Raw genomic sequence first — 17938 nt, 5'->3', positions numbered from 1 at the left:
TACCGGCGTGATCCGGTACGGGCCGCTCCGCTTGTCGCGCGTGACCGTCCGACCACCGGTTCGTTGCTCCGTACGCGCCACGAACGCGTGGCCGAACGGGAAGAGGCGGACGGAAGAGGCGGACGGAGGGGGCGCGGTGGGGGCCGGTGCGTACGGCAGGGAACGGCTGGAGGAGGCGGCGCGGGGGGCGCGGACGCTGTCGGAGGCGCTGGAGAGGCTGGGGGTGGATCCGCGCGGTCCGACGCGGCGGTACGTCCGGGAGCGCATGAAGAACCTGGGAATCGACGTCTCGCACTTCGAGCGGGAGGGGGTGAAGTGGACCCGGGAGACCCTCGCGGACGCGGTGGCGGCGTCCACCACCATGTGCGAAGTGCTGCGGCACCTCGGGCTGGAGGTGGTGGGCGGGCACCACACCTACATCAGCCGGAGGATCAGGGCGTACGGCATCGACACGTCGCACTTCCGGATGCCGAGCCGCGCCGGGAAACCGTGGCGCCCCCGGACACCGGAGAGGCTGCTCGTGAAGCAGCCCGAGGCCGAGGCCCGGCGCATCCCGGGCGACCGGCTCAGGTGGGCGATGACCGCCCTGGGCGTTCCCGAGCGGTGTGCCCTGTGCGGCACGGAGGCGGTCTGGCGAGGTCACCCGCTGCCGCTGGAGGTCGACCACGTCGACGGTGACTGGCGCGACAACCGGATCGAGAACCTGCGGTTCCTCTGTCCCAACTGCCACGCGACGACGGACACGTACCGAGGGCGCGGCAAGCGGCGCGCCAGGAGGGCAGCGGGATGAGCGGCGGCGTGCGGTCCTCCTGCGAGCGCCCCACCTCGGAGGAACTGCGCTCGGCAGTCGCCGCTTCGATCTCGTGGGCGGGCCTCCTGCGCCGACTGGGACGCCCGGACACCGACACGCAACGTGCCCTGGTGCGTCGGTGGATCGCCGAGGAAGACCTGCCGACCGGTCACTTCCTCGGGCAGGCGCACCAGCGCGGCAAGCCGGGCCCGGTCCCTGCCAGGAAGCCGGAGGAGATCCTGGTCAAGCACGACGGCAAGCGCCGGACGAAGACCGCTCTGCTGCGCCGGGCCCTTTCCGGGTGCGGCGTGCCCGAGGAGTGCGCGGAGTGCGGCACCGGCCCCGAGTGGCTGGGCCGGCCCATGCCCCTGGAGGTCGACCACGTCAACGGGGACTGGAGCGACGACCGGCGGGAGAACCTGCGGCTGCTGTGCCCCAACTGCCATGCGGTCACCCGCACCTGGTGCAGGGGCGGAAAGCGGCGTCCCACCTAGACCGAGCCCACTGTCCCGGTAGCATGGCCTGACACGCGGCCGTTGCTGAATGGTATAAGCGGAGGTTTTAGGTGCCTCTGGGCGTTTGCCCATGTGGGTTCGAATCCCATCGGCCGCACGCCGAGGAAGGGGCCGCCCGGTCGGGCGGCCCCTTCGCGTTCCTCAGCCCAGCAGCTCCCGCACCACCGGTACCAGTGCCCGGAACGCCTTGCCGCGGTGGCTGATCGCGTTCTTCTCGTCCGCGGTCAGTTCCGCGCAGGTGCGCGTCTCGCCGTCGGGCTGGAGGATCGGGTCGTAGCCGAAGCCGTTCGTGCCGGCCGGCTCGCGGCGCAGGGTGCCGGGCAGGCTGCCTTCGACGACGCGTTCCGTGCCGTCCGGGAGGGCGAGGGCCGCGGCGCAGGCGAAGTGGGCGGCGCGGTGTTCGTCGGCGATGTCCGAGAGCTGGGCGAGCAGCAGGTCGAGGTTGGCCCGGTCGTCGCCGTGGCGGCCCGCCCAGCGGGCGGAGAAGATGCCGGGGGCGCCGCCGAGGACGTCGACGCAGAGGCCGGAGTCGTCGGCGACGGCGGGCAGGCCGGTGGCCCGGGCGAGGGCGTGGGCCTTGAGCAGGGCGTTCTCGGCGAAGGTGACGCCGGTTTCCTTGACGTCGGGGACGTCGGGGAAGGCGTCGGCGCCGACGAGGTCGTGGGGCAGGCCGGCCTCGGCGAGGATCGCCCGGAGCTCGGTGATCTTTCCGGCGTTGCGGGTGGCGAGGATCAAGCGGGTCATGGCCCCCAGTATCGCCGGGGGCGGGGGCCGCGGGTTACGGCGTGCAGACCTTGGTGAGTTCGCCGGCGGCGTCGGTGACGGGGCTGATGTCGGGGGTCTCGTCGCCGTTCTCGATGGCCGTGCGGACGTTGCCGACGGCGCGTCCGAGGTCGTCGACGGCCTTGTCGACGTCGGCGTTGTCGGTCTTGTCGCCGATCTCGTCGAGGTTCTTGTCGATGGAGTCGAGGGACTCATCCAGCCGGGTGGGGTCGTCGGCGGCGTTGCCGACGGCCTGCTGGAGGTCGGTGACGCTGTCGGCGATGGCGTCGGCGGTCTGGACGCAGTCCAGTGCCTTGTCGACGGCGGCGCAGCCGGTGGTCAGTCCGGCGGTCAGCGCGATCGCCGCCAGGGTGGCGGCGACGGCCGGGGTGCGGCGTCGGCGGCTCGCGGCCATGGGACGGTCCCTCTCCTTCGGTGGGCGCGGGGCCCTTGTCGCTGGCCGGGCGCACAGGGTTGAGCTGTGCGCCCGTGTGTGTGGAGACGCGCCGGGACGCGGCGCGGTTGCCCGCGCCGGGGATCTGCCGGGTGCCGGGGTCAGCGGTCCTGGGTGGCGTCGAGGGCGGCGCGCTGGAGGGCGGTGAGTTCGGTGCAGCCGGTGACGGCGAGGTCGAGGAGGGCGTTGAGTTCGTCGCGGGCGAAGGGTTCGGCTTCGGCGGTGCCCTGGACTTCGACGAAGCGGCCGTCGCCGGTGCAGACGACGTTCATGTCGGTGTCGGCACGGACGTCTTCCTCGTAGCAGAGGTCGAGCATGGGGACGCCGGCGACGATGCCGACGGAGACGGCGCTGACGGTGCCGGTGAGGGGGCGGCGGTTGGCCTTGACGAGTTTGCGGCCCTGGGCCCAGTGCACGGCGTCGGCGAGGGCGACGTAGGCGCCGGTGATGGCGGCGGTGCGGGTGCCGCCGTCGGCCTGGAGGACGTCGCAGTCGAGGACGACGGTGTTCTCGCCGAGTGCTTTGTAGTCGATGACGGCGCGCAGGGAGCGGCCGATGAGGCGGCTGATCTCGTGGGTGCGGCCGCCGATGCGGCCCTTGACGGACTCGCGGTCGCCGCGGGTGTTGGTGGCGCGGGGCAGCATGGCGTATTCGGCGGTGACCCAGCCTTCGCCGCTGCCCTTGCGCCAGCGCGGGACGCCTTCGGTGACGGAGGCGGTGCAGAGGACCTTGGTGTCGCCGAAGGAGACGAGGACGGAGCCTTCGGCGTGCTTGCTCCAGCCGCGTTCGATGGTGACGGGGCGGAGCTGTTGGGGGGTGCGGCCGTCGATTCGAGACATGGGCGCAGCCTAGCGGGACATGCGGAAGGGGCCCCTCCCGCGGTGGGGAGGGGCCCGTGAGGCAGGGAGCCGAGGGGGGTGCCGGGGGCCCTCAGGGGGTGGGGCCGGGGGTGCCTCGGGGGGTGAAGCCGGGGATGATGCCCGCGCTTCACATCATGTCTTCGATCTCCGCGGCGATCGGGTCGGCGTCGGTGCCGATGACGACCTGGATGGCGCTGCCCATCTTGACGACGCCGTGGGCGCCGGCGGCCTTCAGGGCGGCCTCGTCGACCTTGCCGGGGTCCACGACCTCGGTGCGCAGGCGCGTGATGCAGCCCTCGACTTCCTCGATGTTGTCGATGCCGCCGAGCCCGGCAACGATCTTCTCAGCCTTGCTGGCCATGTTCGTTCTCCCTGATCCGAACCGCTTTGTCGCAGTAACCCACAGTTGGCCCATCTTCGCGAGCGGTCGTGTCGTGGGTGCCGAAGGATGGCGTCACGACAGCGGAACCGTCCGCCGACTGGTCTACACCACCCTGCGGACCGCCGCCAAACCGCCCCCTGGGTCGAGGGTCCCGGAAGGACTGTCATGAGCGCCGCCGACCGTTCCGCCAGCGCCGCCGAGGCCCGTCCGGCGCGTGACCGCTGGAACCGTCTGTTCCAGGGTCTGCAGAAGATGGGCCGCAGTCTTCAGCTGCCGATCGCCGTGCTGCCGGCGGCGGGCATCCTCAACCGGCTGGGGCAGCCGGACGTGTTCGGGGACGAGGGTCTGGGCTGGACGGACGTCTCGAAGGTGATGGCGGGGGCGGGCGGTGCGCTGCTGGACGGTTCGCTGGGGTTGCCGCTGCTGTTCTGCGTGGGGGTGGCCATCGGGATGGCGAGGAAGGCGGACGGGTCGACGGCGCTGGCGGCGGTGGCGGGGTTCCTCGTCTATTACAACGTGCTGCGTCAGTTCCCGGAGCCGTGTCCGGCGGGTGCGGAGGTGGTCGACGCCGGCTGTCGGGCGGCGGACGGGACGGTGACGGAGTTCGGTTACCAGAATCCGGGGGTGTTCGGCGGGATCGTGCTGGGGCTGACGGCGGCGTATTTCTGGCAGCGTTTCCACCGGACGAAGCTGGTGGACTGGCTGGGGTTCTTCAACGGGCGGCGGCTGGTGCCGATCATCATGGCGTTCGTCTCGATCGCGTTCGCGGCGCTGTGCCTGTGGGTGTGGCCGCCGGTCGGTGGCGCGCTGGAGGGTTTCGGCGACTGGATGAGCGGTCTGGGTGCCTGGGGTGCGGGGGTGTTCGGGGTCGCGAACCGGGCGTTGCTGGTGGTGGGGCTGCACCAGTTCCTGAACGTGCCCATCTGGTTCCAGTTCGGCAGTTACACGCGGCCGGACGGGGAGGTGGTGCACGGGGACATCAACATGTTCCTGGCGGGCGACCCGGACGCGGGCCAGTTCACGTCGGGCTTCTTCCCGATCATGATGTTCGCGCTGCCGGCGGCGGCGCTGGCGATCACGCACTGTGCGCGGCCGGGGCGGCGCAAGGAGGTGGGCGGTCTGATGCTGTCGGTGGCGCTGACGTCGTTCGTGACGGGCATCACCGAGCCGATCGAGTATTCGTTCCTGTTCGTGGCGCCGGCGCTGTACGTGGTGCACGCGCTGCTGACGGGTGTGTCGATGGCGGTGACGTGGGGGCTGGGGGTGCACGACGGTTTCAGCTTCTCGGCGGGGCTGATCGACTACGCCATCAACTGGAACCTGGCGACGCGGCCGTGGCTGATCGTCCCGATCGGGCTGGGCTTCGCGCTGGTGTATTACGCGGTCTTCCGTTTCGCGATCACGCGGTTCGATCTGAGGACTCCGGGGCGGGAGCCGGAGGAGGAGGTCGAGGACGTGACGAAGGGCTGATCTTCTAGGCTTTGAGGTGGCTGTCCGGGCCCTCGGGAACACCGTTCCGGGGGCTTGTCGGTGTGCTCGGATCCGGTACTGCGCGTAGTGCTTCCGTCGCTGGAATCGCGGGTTCCTTATGCGGCCTTCATCGTGCTACAACAGGTCTACACCACTGAGTGGTGTAGACCACCACCGTTGGAGGACGTATGAGCACCGCCACCGCATCGGCGGCCCCCGCAAAGAGGCGGGGATCCGGCCTGTTCCAGGGACTGCAGAAGGTCGGCCGCAGTCTCCAGCTTCCGATCGCCGTCCTGCCGGCGGCGGGCATCCTGCTGCGGCTGGGGCAGGACGACGTGTTCGGCAAGGACGGCCTGGGCTGGGACAAGGTCGCGGCCGTGTTCGCCACCGCCGGTGACGCGGTCTTCGCCAACCTGCCGCTGCTGTTCTGCGTCGGCATCGCCATCGGCTTCGCCAAGAAGGCCGACGGCTCCACCGCGCTGGCGGCGCTGGTCGGCTTCCTCGTCTACAAGAACGTGCTGACCGCCTTCCCGATCACCGAGGCGAAGGTCACGGAGGGCGCCGACGTCGCCGCCACCTACAACGACCCCAAGGTGCTCGGCGGCATCGTCATGGGCCTGATATCCGCGGTCGTCTGGCAGCGCTTCCACCGCACCAAGCTCCCCGACTGGCTGGGCTTCTTCAACGGCCGCCGGCTGGTCCCGATCCTGATGGCCTTCATCGGCACCGCCGTCGGTGTCTTCTTCGGCCTGGTGTGGGAGCCGATCGGCAACGTCATCACCGAGTTCGGCGAGTGGATGACCGGCCTCGGCGCCGCGGGCGCGGCCGTCTTCGGCGCGATCAACCGCGGACTGCTCCCCGTGGGCATGCACCAGTTCGTGAACACGGTGGCCTGGCAGGAGATCGGCTCCTTCAAGGACGCCTCGGGGACCGTCTGGCACGGTGACCTGCCGCGCTTCTTCCACGGCGACCCGACCGCCGGCCAGTTCATGACCGGCTTCTTCCCCATCATGATGTTCGCGCTCCCGGCCGCCGCGCTGGCGATCACGCACTGCGCCCGCCCCGAGCGCCGCAAGGTCGTCGGCGGCATGATGATGTCGCTCGCGCTGACCTCGTTCGTCACCGGCATCACCGAGCCGATCGAGTTCGCGTTCATGTTCATCGCGCCGGTGCTGTACGTCATCCACGCGGTCCTGACCGCCATCTCCATGGCCGTCACCTGGGCGCTGGGCGTGCACCACGGCTTCAGCTTCTCGGCCGGCGCGATCGACTACTTCCTCAACTGGAGCCTGGCGACCAAGCCCTGGCTGATCATCCCGATCGGTCTGGTGTTCGCGGCGGTCTACTACGCGGTCTTCCGCTTCGCGATCACCAAGTTCAACCTGCCGACCCCGGGCCGGGAGCCCGAGGAGGAGGTCGAGGACGCCGCCAAGGCGTGACGACCCTCGCACCCACGCGGCGGGAGGCCCGGAACCCTGCGGTTCCGGGCCTCCCGCCGTGTCACGGCCGCCAGGGTCCGTCCGACCGTCGCCGCGGGACCGCCCTCCGGGCGACGACGGCAATGGTCGGACAGCCCCTAGACCTCGTAGGTCCGGCGCGGCACCGCCAGCTCCACCGGCCCGTCGTAGACCGCGCGGGCGTCGACGAGGTTGACCTCGGGGTCCGTCCACGGCGGGATGTGGGTGAGGACCAGGCGGCGGGCGCGGGCGCGGGCGGCGGTCTCACCCGCCTCGCGGCCGTTGAGGTGGAGGTCGGGGATGTCCTCCTTGCCGTGCGTGAACGCGGCCTCGCACAGGAACAGGTCGGCGTCCCGGGCGAGGTCGTCCAGGGCCTCGCTGACGCCGGTGTCGCCGGAGTACGTCAGGGTCTTCCCGCCGTGCTCGACGCGGATGCCGTACGCCTCCACGGGGTGCGCCACGCGCTCGGTGTGCACGGTGAACGGGCCGATCTCGAAGGTGCCCGGCTTGACCGTGTGGAAGTCGAAGACCTCGCTCATGGAGGAGGCCGAGGGGGTGTCGGCGTAGGCGGTGGTCAGCCGGTGCTCGGTGCCCTCGGGTCCGTAGACGGGGAGCGGGGCGCAGCGGCCGCCGTCGTGCCGGTAGTAGCGCGCCACGAAGTACGCGCACATGTCGATGCAGTGGTCGGCGTGCAGGTGGCTGAGGAAGATCGCGTCGAGGTCGTAGAGACCGCAGTGGCGCTGCAGCTCGCCCAGGGCGCCGTTGCCCATGTCGAGAAGCAGCCGGAAGCCGTCGGCCTCGACGAGGTAGCTCGAGCAGGCCGATTCCGCGGACGGGAACGACCCCGAGCAGCCGACGACGGTGAGCTTCATGAAGCAGAAACCTCCGCTGGCGGGATAAGTCTGAGAGGGGCGTCGGGGGTCGTGCGGTTCGTCGAGCGTAAGGCGCGAGACCTCCGGTCGCTCCTCCGCCAGGGGCGGTTGTGGGCGAACTCACCTGTGGTGTCACCGGTTCGGCTGGATGCGGGGCGCATGGGGTGTGTGAGGGGGCGTGCGGGTGGTGCGCGTCCGCGCCTGACGTTCCCCTCCACGAAACGCCGAAGGGACCGAAGCCGCAAGCCTCGGTCCCTTCCCGGTGCCGTCCGGGGGCGTCACGCCCAGAGCTGGCCCTGGAGCGTCTCGATGGCCTCTTCGGTCGTGGCGGCCGTGTAGACGCCGGTGGAGAGGTACTTCCAGCCGCCGTCGGCCACGACGAAGACGATGTCGGCCGCCTCGCCGGCCTTGAGCGCCTTGCGGCCGACGCCGATCGCCGCGTGCAGGGCGGCGCCGGTGGACACGCCGGCGAAGATGCCCTCCTGCTGGAGGAGTTCGCGGGTGCGGGTGACCGCGTCGGCGGAGCCGACGGAGAAGCGGGTGGTGAGGACGGAGGCGTCGTACAGCTCGGGGACGAAGCCCTCGTCGAGGTTGCGCAGGCCGTAGACCAGGTCGTCGTAGCGCGGCTCGGCGGCGACGATCTTCACGTCCGGCTTGTGCTCGCGCAGGTAGCGGCCGACGCCCATGAGGGTGCCGGTGGTGCCGAGCCCGGCCACGAAGTGGGTGACGGAGGGCAGGTCGGCGAGGATCTCGGGGCCGGTGGTGGCGTAGTGGGCGCCGGCGTTGTCGGGGTTGCCGTACTGGTAGAGCATCACCCAGTCGGGGTGCTCGGCGGCCAGTTCCTTGGCGACCCGTACGGCGGTGTTGGAGCCGCCCGCGGCCGGGGAGGAGATGATCTCGGCGCCCCACATGCCGAGCAGGTCGCGGCGCTCCTGGGAGGTGTTCTCGGGCATCACGCAGACCATGCGGTAGCCCTTGAGCTTGGCGGCCATGGCCAGGGAGATGCCGGTGTTGCCGCTCGTCGGTTCCAGGATCGTGCAGCCCGGCGTGAGGCGGCCGTCCTTCTCCGCCTGCTCGATCATGTGCAGGGCGGGGCGGTCCTTGACCGAGCCCGTCGGGTTGCGGTCCTCCAGCTTCGCCCAGATGCGGACGTCGGCGGACGGCGAGAGCCGCGGCAGGCGCACCAACGGGGTGTTGCCCACCGCGGCCAGCGGGGAGTCGTAACGCATGGAAATCGGCAGCCCGTCAGGCCATGCCGCCGGCCACGGCCGGCAGGATCGTCACGTTGTCGCCGTCGGTCAGCTTGGTGTCGATGCCGTCGAGGAAGCGGACGTCCTCGTCGTTGAGGTAGACGTTGACGAAGCGGCGCAGCTGGTCGCCGTCCACGATGCGGGCCCGGATGCCCGCGTGCCGGGTCTCGAGGTCGGCGAAGAGCTCGGCGAGGGTGTCCCCGGTGCCTTCCACCGCCTTCTGGCCGTCGGTGTACGTGCGGAGGATGGTCGGGATGCGGACCTCGATGGCCATGGCTCAGGGCTCCTGTCGGAAGGTTTCGTCGGGTCGGTGGACGCGCGGCGGCGCGGTGGTGCGTGGGTCACGCAGGGAGAGCGGTCGCCGCGGCCCACGGCCGTACGGCGGCAGGGCGGCGTCAACAGATGGCGCTGGCGAGCCTGCACAGGTCGACGTGCAGCCGCGCCACGAGCAGCGTGCCCGGCGTCTTCTCGCTCACGTCGTGGAAAACCATGGGCTCATCGTATCGATTCCCGGTCCTGGACCCGGAGTGTGATCTCGCACTTCGGACGGTTTCTGCCCGTTCTTCGAGACGGGGCACTTCAGGCGGCCGGCCGGCGGTCCGCGGGAGCCGGCACGCGGTCGGCGGGCGGCCGGTGGGCGGTCAGTAGGCGTCGACCACCTTGACCTCCTCTTCCGTCACCTCGCCCTCGACGATCCGGAAGGAGCGGAACTGGAACTCGCCGAGCCCGTCGGTGTCCGCCGTGGAGACGAGCACGTAGTGGGCGCCGGGCTCGTTGGCGTAGGAGATGTCGGTGCGGGACGGGTAGGCCTCGGTCGCCGTGTGGGAGTGGTAGATGATCACCGGCTCCTCGTCGTTGTCGTCCATCTCGCGGTAGAGCTTCAGCAGGTCGCCGGAGTCGAACTCGTAGAAGGTGGGCGACATCGCCGCGTTCAGCATCGGGATGAAGCGCTCGGGGCGGTCCGAGCCCGCCGGGCCGGCCACGACCCCGCACGCCTCGTCGGGGTGGTCCTTGCGCGCGTGGGCGACGATCCGGTCGTACAGGGCCTGGGTGAGGGTCAGCATGTCCGTCAGGATAAGCAGAAGGGCCGTTCCGTACCGAGGGGTGGTACGGAACGGCCCACATGCCGGACATCCTGAGCGGCAGCCGCAGGGAGTGCCACGAGTACTCCCTGCGGCCGGACGTCCTCGGGGGTCGGTCAGCCGACCTTCTCGAACTCCGCGTCGCCGCGGCGCTCGGCGATCTGCGGGTTGCGGCTCTTGAGGACCGCCCAGCCGATGCCGAGGGCGACGGCCCAGCCGGCCGCGACGTACAGGCAGATCCGGGCGTCCTTGTCGTACGCGATCATGCAGGTCACGCCGACGAGGAAGAGGAGCGCGACCCAGCTGAAGAGCGCGCCGCCGGGGGCGGGGAAGGACGAGGCGCGCAGCCGGCCCGCGTCGACCGCGGCGCGGTAGCGGATGTGGCTGACGAGGATCATCATCCAGGTCCAGATGCCGGCCGCGGTGGCGACGGAGGTGACGTAGAGGAACGCCTTCTCCGGGACGACGTAGTTCAGGACCACGCCGATGCCCATGAGCGCCACGGAGACGGTGATGCCGACGGCGGGCGTCTTGCGGGCGTTGAGCTTGCCGAACGCCTGCGGCGCCTCGCTGTTGGAGGCCAGGTCGCGCAGCATCCGGCCGGTCGAGTACATGCCCGAGTTGCAGGACGACAGGGCCGCGGTGAGCACCACGAAGTTGACGATGCCCGCGGCGAGCGGGATGCCGATCTTGCCGAAGGCGTGGACGAACGGGCTCTCGCCGGCGGAGAACTCGGTCCACTTGACGACGGAGAGGATCACCAGCAGGGCGCCGACGTAGAAGACGATGATGCGCCAGGGCAGGGTGTTGATGGCCTTGGGCAGGGTCTTCTCGGGGTTCTCGGACTCGCCCGCGGTGACGCCGACGAGCTCGACGGCGAGGTAGGCGAACATGACGCCCTGGAGCGTCATCAGGCTGGAGCCGATGCCGTTCGGGAAGAAGCCGTCGTGCGCCCAGAGGTTGGAGACGGTGGCGGTGTCACCGGCGTCGGAGAAGCCGAGGGTGAGCACGCCGAGGCCGATGACGATCATGCCGATGATGGCCGTGACCTTGATCATCGAGAACCAGAACTCGACCTCGCCGAAGATCTTGACGGAGATCAGGTTGACGCCGAAGAGCACCACCAGGAACACCAGGGCGCTGACCCACTGCGGGATCTCCGGGAACCAGAAGTGGATGTAGATCGCGGCGGCCGTGAGCTCGGCCATGCCGGTGACCACCCACATGAGCCAGTACGTCCAGCCCGTGACGAACCCGAAGAACGGGCCGAGGAACTCGCGGGCGTACTCGGCGAAGGAGCCGGAGACGGGCCGGTAGAGGAGCAGCTCGCCCAGCGCCCGCATGATGAAGAAGATCACGACGCCCGCGAGGGCGTACATGAGGATGATGCTGGGGCCCGCCTTGGCGATGTTCGCCCCGGCGCCCATGAACAGGCCGACGCCGATGGCGCCGCCGATGGCGATCATCTGGACCTGACGGCTGCCGAGCCCGCGCTCGTACCCCTCTTCGGGGGCCGTTTCCTTGTCGACCTGCGCTGAGGTCATGTGTGGTGCGCCTTTCTCCATGCCGACCCGGGCCTTGAGTCGGCCGCGGATCGGGTCACGATCCCCCCGGATTGCTGGAGCGGTGCCTGGCCGGCGATCCGCCGGCCACGTGGCGCACCCGGCGGAACGTGGGTGGTGTTCGCCGGGCGGTCGTGAAGATTTATCACGGCCGCACCGGTGATCACCCGGAGCACCTGTGGCGCACACCACAGGAAGAAGGGGACAAAGAGTCCCCTAAACGGACAGAAAGGGCCCTCGCTTTAACGGGATCGTTATCCGGATTTGAGTGTCCTCTGAGCGAACACCCGTGTCCCGCGGATCAGGGCATCAGGGTGGTGACCAGCGTCTCCTGGAGCCCGCCCAGCCACAGGTACGCCATCACCATGGGCTTGCGCGGGTCCTCGTCGGGGAGGCGGTAGAGCAGGTCGATGTCGTCCTCGTCGGTGATGTCCAGCCGGGAGCCGATGGCCAGGCGCAGGTCGTTGAGGGCGCCCAGCCAGCGCCGGGACTCCGCGGCGGACAGCTTGAGCACCGCCCCGCCCTCCCCGGCGGCGGCCGGGGCGAGCGCGTCCAGGGAGCGGATCACGGCCAGGGCGTTGTCGCGCTTGCCGGCGCGCAGGTCGTTCTCGGTGTAGCGGCGGAACTCCGCGGAGTACGCCCGCCGCTCCTCGGCGTCCCGCGGGGAGGCGGGGGCGTGCTCGGGGTCGGTGTAGGCGTCCGGGAAGAGCCGCTTCAGCACGGGGTCGGCGGGCGGTTCGCTCGGTCCCTCGGCGAAGAGCTCGGCGAGCGGGTCGCCCTGCGCGTCCTCGGCGGGTCCGGGGCCGATGAGCTCCAGGAGCTGCACGGCCAGCGACCGGATGATGGAGATCTCGACGTCGTCGAGGGCGACGGCCGCGCCGCCGCCGGGGAGCGGTTCGAAGTGTCCGGGCATGAAGGCGATTCAGCTACTTCCGTCCTGCGGGCGGGCGTGGGTCATTTCCGGTCCTGCTGGAGGGTGGCCCACAGGCCGTAGCCGTGCATGGCCTGCACATCCCGCTCCATCTCCTCGCGCGACCCGCTGGAGACGACCGCCCGGCCCTTGTGGTGGACGTCGAGCATGAGCTTGGTGGCCTTGTCCTTGGAGTAGCCGAAGTACGTCTGGAAGACGTACGTCACATAGCTCATGAGGTTGACGGGGTCGTTGTGGACGATCGTCACCCAGGGGACGTCGGGCTCGGGAACCGCGGAAACCTGCTCCGCAGACTCGGTCTTCTCGATCTCGATGGGTGCGGCTGCCGTCACAAGGCCCATGCTGCCATCACAAGGGGGTACTCGCACAAACAGGGCTGCAAATCGTCAGAGTGACGAAATGGGGGTACCATTCTTGCCATGAACACAGCGGACCTTGGGCTGCCGGTGGACGTTCCCTCGACGGCGCTCTTCACGGACCAGTACGAGCTGACCATGCTCCAGGCCGCCCTGCGGGGCGGTACGGCCGAGCGGCGGAGCGTCTTCGAGGTCTTCACCCGGCGCCTGCCCGAGGGGCGCCGATACGGCGTGGTGGCGGGCACCGGGCGCGTGCTGGACGCCGTGGAGAACTTCCGTTTCGACGCGGGCGTCCTCGGCTTCCTGCGCGAGCGGGGGATCATCGACGAGGAGACCCTGGCCTGGCTCGCCGACTACCGCTTCACCGGCGACATCTGGGGCTACCCGGAGGGCGAGGTGTACTTCCCGGGCTCGCCGGTCATGCGGGTGGAGGGCACCTTCGCCGAGTGCGTCCTGCTGGAGACGGTGATCCTGTCGATCCTCAACCACGACTCGGCGATCGCCGCGGCCGCCTCCCGGATGTCGTCGGCCGCCGGTGACCGCCCGCTGATCGAGATGGGCGCGCGGCGCACCCACGAGCTGGCCGCGGTGGCCGCCTCCCGGGCCGCGTACGTCGGCGGCTTCGCCTCCACCTCCGACCTGGCGGCCGGCTTCCGCTACAACATCCCGACCGTCGGCACCTCCGCGCACGCCTTCACCCTGCTGCACGACAGCGAGCGCGACGCCTTCCGCGCCCAGGTGGACTCCCTCGGCCGGGGCACGACGCTGCTGGTGGACACCTACGACGTCACCGAGGCGGTCCGGGCGGCCGTGGAGATCGCCGGGACGGAGCTGGGGGCCGTGCGGATCGACTCCGGCGACCTGCTGCTGGTGGCGCACCGGGTGCGGCAGCAGCTGGACGAGCTCGGCGCGCGGGACACGAAGATCATCGTGACCTCGGACCTGGACGAGTACGCCATCGCCTCGCTGGCGGCGGCGCCCGTGGACGCGTACGGCGTCGGCACGCAGCTGGTGACCGGGTCCGGCCACCCCACCTCCTCGATGGTCTACAAGCTGGTCGCCCGCGCCGAGTCCGCCGACCCGAGGGCGCCGCTGGCGCCGGTGGCGAAGAAGTCCACCGGCGGCAAGACCTCCGTCGGCGGCCGCAAGTGGGCCGCGCGGCGGCTGGACTCCGACGGGATCGCCGAGGCCGAGGTGGTGGGCACCGGGCCGGTGCCGGGCGAGCTCGCGGACCGGCAGCTGCTGGTGGAGCTGGTCAAGGGCGGCGAGGTCGTCGCCCGCGAGCCGCTGGACGCGGCCCGCGAGCGGCACGTGGCGGCCCGCGCCAACCTGCCGCTGTCCGCCACGCAGCTCTCGCGCGGGGAACCCGTCCTGCCGACGGAGTACGTCCAGGGGCGTCCGGGTAGCTAGGACCTGTCCGACCCGGTACCCGCCGTCCGCCCGGAAGGCGGGCGGGAAGGTGCCGGACAGGCCCGGGGCCTGTCCGGCCTCCGCCGGGCGGGGCTGCCGCGGGGTGCCCGACGTGCGTCCCGCGCCGCCCCTCCCGCACCGCACAGGAAGTCAACAGGCTCGGAGGTTCACCGGGCGGGCCGGCCCGCCCGAACCCCGACCCCATAGTCGAAGGACACCGACCATGCGCCGCGCCTTGATCGTCGTAGACGTGCAGAACGACTTCTGCGAGGGGGGCAGCCTCCCGGTGGCCGGCGGGGCCGACGTGGCCGCCGCCATCACCGAGCTGATCGGGCAGGCGCCCGCCGGCTACCGGCACGTCGTCGCCACCCGCGACCACCACATCGCGCCCGGCGGCCACTTCGCCGACAACCCCGACTACGTCCGCTCCTGGCCCGCGCACTGCGTGGCCGGGACGGAGGGCGTCGGCTTCCACCCGAACTTCGCCCCGGCCGTCGCCTCCGGCGCGATCGACGCCGTCTTCGACAAGGGGGCGTACGCGGCGGCCTACAGCGGGTTCGAGGGGACCGACGAGAACGGCGTGCAGCTCGCGGACTGGCTGCGGGCCCGGGAGATCGACGAGGTCGACGTGGTCGGCATCGCCACGGACCACTGCGTCCGGGCCACCGCCCTGGACGCCGTGCGGGAGGGCTTCCGGACGCAGGTCCTGCTGGACCTGACCGCCGGGGTCGCGCCGCAGACCACCGAGCGGGCGCTGGAGGAGATGCGGGCGGCCGGGGTGGAGCTGTCCGGGAAGCCGGTCGTCTCGGGCTGAGAGGGCCCGCCCGGTCCCGGCCTACGCCTGGGCGGCCGGGCGTCCCAGCAGGGCCCGGATCGGGCGCCACAGCTCCTGGACGAGCTCCGGGCCGGCGGTGACACCGTTGTCGGGGGCCGTGCGCCATATGAGGCCGTCCGGATGGTGCAGGACCGCCGTGATCTCGTCGGGGGACGGCGGGGCCGCGTTGCCCCGCAGGTAGACCGCCCGCATCCCCAGGTTGCGCAGCCTGGTCAGGGCGCGCGCCCGGTTGGCCGCGTGCACGAGCACGCGCACGGAGCCGGGGCCGTCGGCGGCGGGGCTGGGCAGGTTCAGCGCCACCACCACCGAGCCGTTCGGCAGCTTGCAGAAGCCTCCAGCGGCCATGCGGTCATCCCCCCGTGTCGGTCGGTGTCAATAGCGAAGCCACGGACGCACCTAAACACGGATCGGCGGCAACCCGCCAGGGGGTCACCGCCGAATACCGTCTGACCTGCTAGAACGCCGATTACTTCACGGCGGGGCCGACCTCGAGCGAGATCGTCGAGCCGTCCTTGGCCTCCTTGACGATCCTGATCTTGGTGTTGGTGTCAGTGATCTTGACGCCGGCGGTCTTGTTCGACTCGTCGTAGTAGGTGCTGGTGTGGTCGTTGAAGACGCCCACGCCCTGCGACGACGGGACGCGCGTCGCGACACCCGCCTTGTGCAGCGTGATGCCGTCCGTGCGGTACAGGCTGAACGGCGAGTCGTAGGACTGGATGCGGTTGCGCATCAGCGTGCCGTCGGACCACTTCAGCGCGGCCGGGTGCGAGTCGACCGGCAGGACCAGGCCGGTGCCCGGGTGCTCGCTGGTGTTGTTGTCCGCCCGCGAGGTGTCCCACTTCCAGATCAGCAGGCCGTTCTGGTACGGGTAGTGCTCCACCCAGTCCGGACGCTCCGGCGCGAAGCCGAAGTTGTACGGGCCGACCTTGAGGGTCTTGTCGTACGAGACGTACTGCCGGTTCTCGGCGATGTAGTACTGCTCGTAGTCCTCGGTGAAGGACGCGCCGATGCGGGAGAAGCCGGTGGCCGTCCAGGCCGCGTCCGCGCTCTCGGCGTCGTCCGCGAACAGGGCGGCGCCGTCGGCGGTGACGGAGATCCGGTCGGCCGCGAAGCCCTTCATCGCCAGGCCGCCGTCGGTGGCGTAGCGGAAGCGCAGGTCGATCTTCTTGCCCGCGTAGGCGTCCAGCGGGTACGCCAGGTTCTTCCAGCCGTCGACCGTGCCGGTCAGGGCCGGCTTGTCGCTGCCGTCGCGCGGGACGGGCTGACCGTCGACCGTGCCGTCCAGGGCGGTCCAGTTGGCGCCGCCGTCGGTCGACACCTCGGCGTAGAGGTAGTCGTAGTTGGCCTCGATCTCGTACCAGCCGTCGAGGGTCAGCGACGCCGACGCCTTGCCGGTCAGGTCCACGGAACGGGTCAGCGTGTTCTTCAGGTTGTTGCCGCTGCCGCTCCACCACTGGGTGGCGCCCTGGGCCGGGGTGACGAGCTCGGTGGTGACGGCCTTCTTCGGCAGCTCGACGACCAGCGCCTGCTTGTTCTTCGTGTTGTACTCGGCGACGCCCAGCTTGTGCTTCGACTTCGTCGCCGCCTTGGCGGTGTCGTAGTCGAGCCAGCCCAGCTGGAGCTTGTCCCAGGCGGTCATGTCGCCGGGCAGGTCGCCGATCTCGTTCTTGCCGGTGCCGAGCCAGGAGCCGGAGGACATCAGCGTCCAGAACCCGGTGGAGTTCTCGCCGCCGTTGGTGTCGTAGTGGTCCGGCAGGCCGAGGTCGTGGCCGTACTCGTGGGCGTAGACGCCGAGTCCGCCGTTCTCGGGCTGGACGGTGTAGTCGCCGACCCAGATGCCGGTGGAGCCGATCTGCGCGCCGCCCAGCTTGTTGTCGGCCGGGCCGGTGGCGCCGGCGTCGGTGCCGAACGCGTACCAGCGGTGCGCCCAGATGGCGTCCTCGCCCTGCGCGCCGCCGCCCGCGGACTCGTCCTCGCCGGCGTGCACGACCTGGAAGTGGTCGATGTAGCCGTCGGCCTCGTTGAAGTCGCCGTCGCCGTCGAAGTCGTAGCGGTCCCACTGGTCGTACTGCGCGACGGCCGCCTTGATCTCGGCGTCGGTCCTCCCGGCCGCCTTCTGCTGGGCGACCCAGGCGTTCAGACCGTCGCTGACGACGTTCCACACGCTCGGGCAGTTGGTGTCGCCGCAGGCGTTGTTGCCGTAACGGGCCTCGTTGTAGGGGACCTTGACCCAGTCGGAGACCTCGCCCTCGACCGAGTAGCGGCCCGAGGACTGCTTCTCGTAGTACTTCTTCACCGACTCGGCGTTCTTGCCGGTGCCGAAGTAGAGGTCCTGGAAGTGCTTGCGGTCGTAGTCCGCCTTCCAGGCCGTGGAGTTGTCCTTGGTGCGGTCCGGCTGCGGGATCTGGTTGTGCAGCGGGCCGGGGGTGCCGCCGTAGCGGCTGTCGATCCGGTCGCCGAACTCCACCAGGATGGTGAAGATCTTGTCGGTCTTCTCGCGGCCGAGCTCGACGTACTTCGGGTCGCCCTTCCTGCTCTTGAGCTCGACGACCTTGGAGCCCTCCCGGTCCTTGACCGTGGCGGCGCCGGATATGACCTGGTTCAGCGCCTCTTCGCGCTGGGCCTCCTGGGTCTTGGAGAGCGGGCCCTCCAGGTCGTGCTCGACGTGCTGGTGTTCCGCCGGGTCCTGGCGGTCCACGGTGGCGGGCGTGCCGGCCGGGTCGGCGGCCTGGGCCACGGTGACCGCGGAGAGGGTGGCGGTGGCCGCCGCGAGCGCCACACCGATGGCGGCGGCTCTGAACGTCCAGGGTCTGCTGGTCACTTGAGATCCTCCCCCGCGTCCGGGCACGCGGAAGGGGGGTCCTGGTGGTGGAGGGTCCGCGCGCGCCTGATCAACGCGTGTAGTCAAGTGACGACATTGGACTAGAGGTTGACCAGAAAAGACAGACCT

Annotated in this window: 20 protein-coding genes and 1 tRNA gene; 7 read left to right on the top strand and 14 right to left on the bottom strand. The window is 70.5% G+C overall.

Translation table 11 applies throughout. The features are described 5' to 3' along the window. Positions 1 to 136: 136 nt before the first annotated feature. From ACIF8T_RS00295 to ACIF8T_RS00285, 3 genes are all read left to right on the top strand, one after another. Positions 137 to 790 carry an HNH endonuclease signature motif containing protein gene (locus ACIF8T_RS00295; protein WP_400029551.1) on the top strand — a complete coding sequence of 218 codons (654 nt, stop codon included), beginning with the start codon at positions 137 to 139 and terminating at the stop codon, positions 788 to 790. After that, positions 679 to 1284, top strand: coding sequence for an HNH endonuclease (locus ACIF8T_RS00290; protein ID WP_400031420.1), 606 nt, complete (start codon positions 679 to 681; stop codon positions 1282 to 1284). The genes ACIF8T_RS00295 and ACIF8T_RS00290 overlap by 112 nt, the downstream gene beginning before the upstream one ends. Positions 1285 to 1319: 35 nt before the next feature. Beyond that, positions 1320 to 1402, top strand: a tRNA-Leu gene (locus tag ACIF8T_RS00285). Between the two features lie 44 nt (positions 1403 to 1446). On the opposite strand, the gene rdgB is transcribed toward ACIF8T_RS00285, so the two are convergent. The 4 genes from rdgB to ACIF8T_RS00265 all read right to left on the bottom strand — a co-directional run bounded on the left by rdgB (position 1447) and on the right by ACIF8T_RS00265 (position 3742). Then, positions 1447 to 2049 carry an RdgB/HAM1 family non-canonical purine NTP pyrophosphatase gene (gene rdgB, locus ACIF8T_RS00280; protein WP_400029549.1) on the bottom strand — a complete coding sequence of 201 codons (603 nt, stop codon included), beginning with the start codon at positions 2047 to 2049 and terminating at the stop codon, positions 1447 to 1449. 34 nt (positions 2050 to 2083) lie between these two features. After that, positions 2084 to 2482 (bottom strand): hypothetical protein, encoded by a 399-nt coding sequence (locus tag ACIF8T_RS00275; RefSeq protein ID WP_400029547.1) that lies wholly within the window; start codon positions 2480 to 2482, stop codon positions 2084 to 2086. Positions 2483 to 2622: 140 nt separating this feature from the next. After that, positions 2623 to 3360 (bottom strand): ribonuclease PH, encoded by a 738-nt coding sequence (rph, locus tag ACIF8T_RS00270; protein WP_400029545.1) that lies wholly within the window; start codon positions 3358 to 3360, stop codon positions 2623 to 2625. 148 nt (positions 3361 to 3508) lie between these two features. After that, positions 3509 to 3742, bottom strand: a complete 234-nt coding sequence (locus ACIF8T_RS00265) for a PTS glucose/sucrose transporter subunit IIB (protein WP_365825347.1) — start codon at positions 3740 to 3742, stop codon at positions 3509 to 3511. A gap of 186 nt (positions 3743 to 3928) precedes the next feature. Here ACIF8T_RS00265 and ACIF8T_RS00260 point away from each other — a divergent pair, with 186 nt between their 5' ends. After that, positions 3929 to 5233: a PTS transporter subunit EIIC gene (locus ACIF8T_RS00260; RefSeq protein WP_400029543.1), complete on the top strand. Its 1305-nt coding sequence runs from the start codon at positions 3929 to 3931 to the stop codon at positions 5231 to 5233. Between the two features lie 188 nt (positions 5234 to 5421). After that, entirely contained in the window at positions 5422 to 6672 is a 1251-nt protein-coding gene (locus tag ACIF8T_RS00255; protein WP_400029541.1) for a PTS transporter subunit EIIC, read from the top strand. Positions 6673 to 6809: 137 nt separating this feature from the next. Here ACIF8T_RS00255 and ACIF8T_RS00250 read toward each other — a convergent pair whose 3' ends face one another. The 8 genes from ACIF8T_RS00250 to clpS form a co-directional block, all read right to left on the bottom strand. After that, the gene (locus ACIF8T_RS00250) at positions 6810 to 7562 is read right to left on the bottom strand and encodes an MBL fold metallo-hydrolase (protein ID WP_400029539.1); all 753 of its coding nucleotides are present in this window, start codon (positions 7560 to 7562) and stop codon (positions 6810 to 6812) included. Between the two features lie 278 nt (positions 7563 to 7840). Continuing rightward, the gene (locus ACIF8T_RS00245) at positions 7841 to 8791 is read right to left on the bottom strand and encodes a PLP-dependent cysteine synthase family protein (protein WP_400029537.1); all 951 of its coding nucleotides are present in this window, start codon (positions 8789 to 8791) and stop codon (positions 7841 to 7843) included. A 16-nt stretch (positions 8792 to 8807) separates the two neighbouring features. Continuing rightward, positions 8808 to 9086, bottom strand: coding sequence for a MoaD/ThiS family protein (locus ACIF8T_RS00240; RefSeq protein ID WP_400029535.1), 279 nt, complete (start codon positions 9084 to 9086; stop codon positions 8808 to 8810). Between the two features lie 121 nt (positions 9087 to 9207). Next, positions 9208 to 9303 (bottom strand): putative leader peptide, encoded by a 96-nt coding sequence (locus tag ACIF8T_RS00235; protein WP_328363763.1) that lies wholly within the window; start codon positions 9301 to 9303, stop codon positions 9208 to 9210. A gap of 150 nt (positions 9304 to 9453) precedes the next feature. After that, the gene (locus ACIF8T_RS00230; protein ID WP_400029533.1) at positions 9454 to 9876 is read right to left on the bottom strand and encodes a Mov34/MPN/PAD-1 family protein; all 423 of its coding nucleotides are present in this window, start codon (positions 9874 to 9876) and stop codon (positions 9454 to 9456) included. 134 nt (positions 9877 to 10010) lie between these two features. After that, entirely contained in the window at positions 10011 to 11438 is a 1428-nt protein-coding gene (locus ACIF8T_RS00225; RefSeq protein ID WP_400029531.1) for an amino acid permease, read from the bottom strand. Positions 11439 to 11757: 319 nt separating this feature from the next. Further along, on the bottom strand, positions 11758 to 12369 hold the full coding sequence (locus ACIF8T_RS00220; protein ID WP_400029529.1) for a DUF2017 domain-containing protein: 612 nt from the start codon (positions 12367 to 12369) through the stop codon (positions 11758 to 11760). 41 nt (positions 12370 to 12410) lie between these two features. Then, positions 12411 to 12728, bottom strand: coding sequence for an ATP-dependent Clp protease adapter ClpS (gene clpS / locus ACIF8T_RS00215; RefSeq protein ID WP_400029527.1), 318 nt, complete (start codon positions 12726 to 12728; stop codon positions 12411 to 12413). Positions 12729 to 12806: 78 nt separating this feature from the next. On the opposite strand from clpS, the gene ACIF8T_RS00210 reads away from it, so the two are divergent. Further along, complete coding sequence (locus tag ACIF8T_RS00210) at positions 12807 to 14153, top strand: nicotinate phosphoribosyltransferase (RefSeq protein WP_400029525.1); 1347 nt, start codon at positions 12807 to 12809, stop codon at positions 14151 to 14153. A gap of 223 nt (positions 14154 to 14376) precedes the next feature. Further along, the gene (locus ACIF8T_RS00205) at positions 14377 to 14967 is read left to right on the top strand and encodes a nicotinamidase (protein ID WP_400029523.1); all 591 of its coding nucleotides are present in this window, start codon (positions 14377 to 14379) and stop codon (positions 14965 to 14967) included. A 21-nt stretch (positions 14968 to 14988) separates the two neighbouring features. Here ACIF8T_RS00205 and ACIF8T_RS00200 read toward each other — a convergent pair whose 3' ends face one another. Together ACIF8T_RS00200 and ACIF8T_RS00195 are read right to left on the bottom strand one after the other, a co-directional pair. After that, positions 14989 to 15333 carry a hypothetical protein gene (locus ACIF8T_RS00200; protein ID WP_400029521.1) on the bottom strand — a complete coding sequence of 115 codons (345 nt, stop codon included), beginning with the start codon at positions 15331 to 15333 and terminating at the stop codon, positions 14989 to 14991. A 121-nt stretch (positions 15334 to 15454) separates the two neighbouring features. Then, positions 15455 to 17809 (bottom strand): immune inhibitor A domain-containing protein, encoded by a 2355-nt coding sequence (locus tag ACIF8T_RS00195; protein WP_400029519.1) that lies wholly within the window; start codon positions 17807 to 17809, stop codon positions 15455 to 15457. Positions 17810 to 17938 lie beyond the last annotated feature (129 nt).

This window comes from Streptomyces sp. NPDC085946 (genome assembly GCF_044540485.1).
GTDB lineage: Bacteria > Actinomycetota > Actinomycetes > Streptomycetales > Streptomycetaceae > Streptomyces.
Note: the sequence above shows the minus strand (reverse complement) of the source record. Positions and strands in the feature narration are given on the sequence as shown.

Excerpts from the sequence above, each read along its gene's own strand:
- rdgB (WP_400029549.1), bottom strand. The coding sequence starts at position 2,049 with ATGACCCGCTTGATCCTCGCCACCCGCAACGCCGGAAAGATCACCGAG.
- ACIF8T_RS00275 (WP_400029547.1), bottom strand. The coding sequence starts at position 2,482 with ATGGCCGCGAGCCGCCGACGCCGCACCCCGGCCGTCGCCGCCACCCTG.
- rph (WP_400029545.1), bottom strand. The coding sequence starts at position 3,360 with ATGTCTCGAATCGACGGCCGCACCCCCCAACAGCTCCGCCCCGTCACC.
- ACIF8T_RS00265 (WP_365825347.1), bottom strand. The coding sequence starts at position 3,742 with ATGGCCAGCAAGGCTGAGAAGATCGTTGCCGGGCTCGGCGGCATCGAC.
- ACIF8T_RS00260 (WP_400029543.1), top strand. The coding sequence starts at position 3,929 with ATGAGCGCCGCCGACCGTTCCGCCAGCGCCGCCGAGGCCCGTCCGGCG.
- ACIF8T_RS00255 (WP_400029541.1), top strand. The coding sequence starts at position 5,422 with ATGAGCACCGCCACCGCATCGGCGGCCCCCGCAAAGAGGCGGGGATCC.
- ACIF8T_RS00250 (WP_400029539.1), bottom strand. The coding sequence starts at position 7,562 with ATGAAGCTCACCGTCGTCGGCTGCTCGGGGTCGTTCCCGTCCGCGGAA.
- ACIF8T_RS00245 (WP_400029537.1), bottom strand. The coding sequence starts at position 8,791 with ATGCGTTACGACTCCCCGCTGGCCGCGGTGGGCAACACCCCGTTGGTG.
- ACIF8T_RS00240 (WP_400029535.1), bottom strand. The coding sequence starts at position 9,086 with ATGGCCATCGAGGTCCGCATCCCGACCATCCTCCGCACGTACACCGAC.
- ACIF8T_RS00235 (WP_328363763.1), bottom strand. The coding sequence starts at position 9,303 with ATGGTTTTCCACGACGTGAGCGAGAAGACGCCGGGCACGCTGCTCGTG.
- ACIF8T_RS00230 (WP_400029533.1), bottom strand. The coding sequence starts at position 9,876 with ATGCTGACCCTCACCCAGGCCCTGTACGACCGGATCGTCGCCCACGCG.
- ACIF8T_RS00225 (WP_400029531.1), bottom strand. The coding sequence starts at position 11,438 with ATGACCTCAGCGCAGGTCGACAAGGAAACGGCCCCCGAAGAGGGGTAC.
- ACIF8T_RS00220 (WP_400029529.1), bottom strand. The coding sequence starts at position 12,369 with ATGCCCGGACACTTCGAACCGCTCCCCGGCGGCGGCGCGGCCGTCGCC.
- clpS (WP_400029527.1), bottom strand. The coding sequence starts at position 12,728 with ATGGGCCTTGTGACGGCAGCCGCACCCATCGAGATCGAGAAGACCGAG.
- ACIF8T_RS00210 (WP_400029525.1), top strand. The coding sequence starts at position 12,807 with ATGAACACAGCGGACCTTGGGCTGCCGGTGGACGTTCCCTCGACGGCG.
- ACIF8T_RS00205 (WP_400029523.1), top strand. The coding sequence starts at position 14,377 with ATGCGCCGCGCCTTGATCGTCGTAGACGTGCAGAACGACTTCTGCGAG.
- ACIF8T_RS00200 (WP_400029521.1), bottom strand. The coding sequence starts at position 15,333 with ATGGCCGCTGGAGGCTTCTGCAAGCTGCCGAACGGCTCGGTGGTGGTG.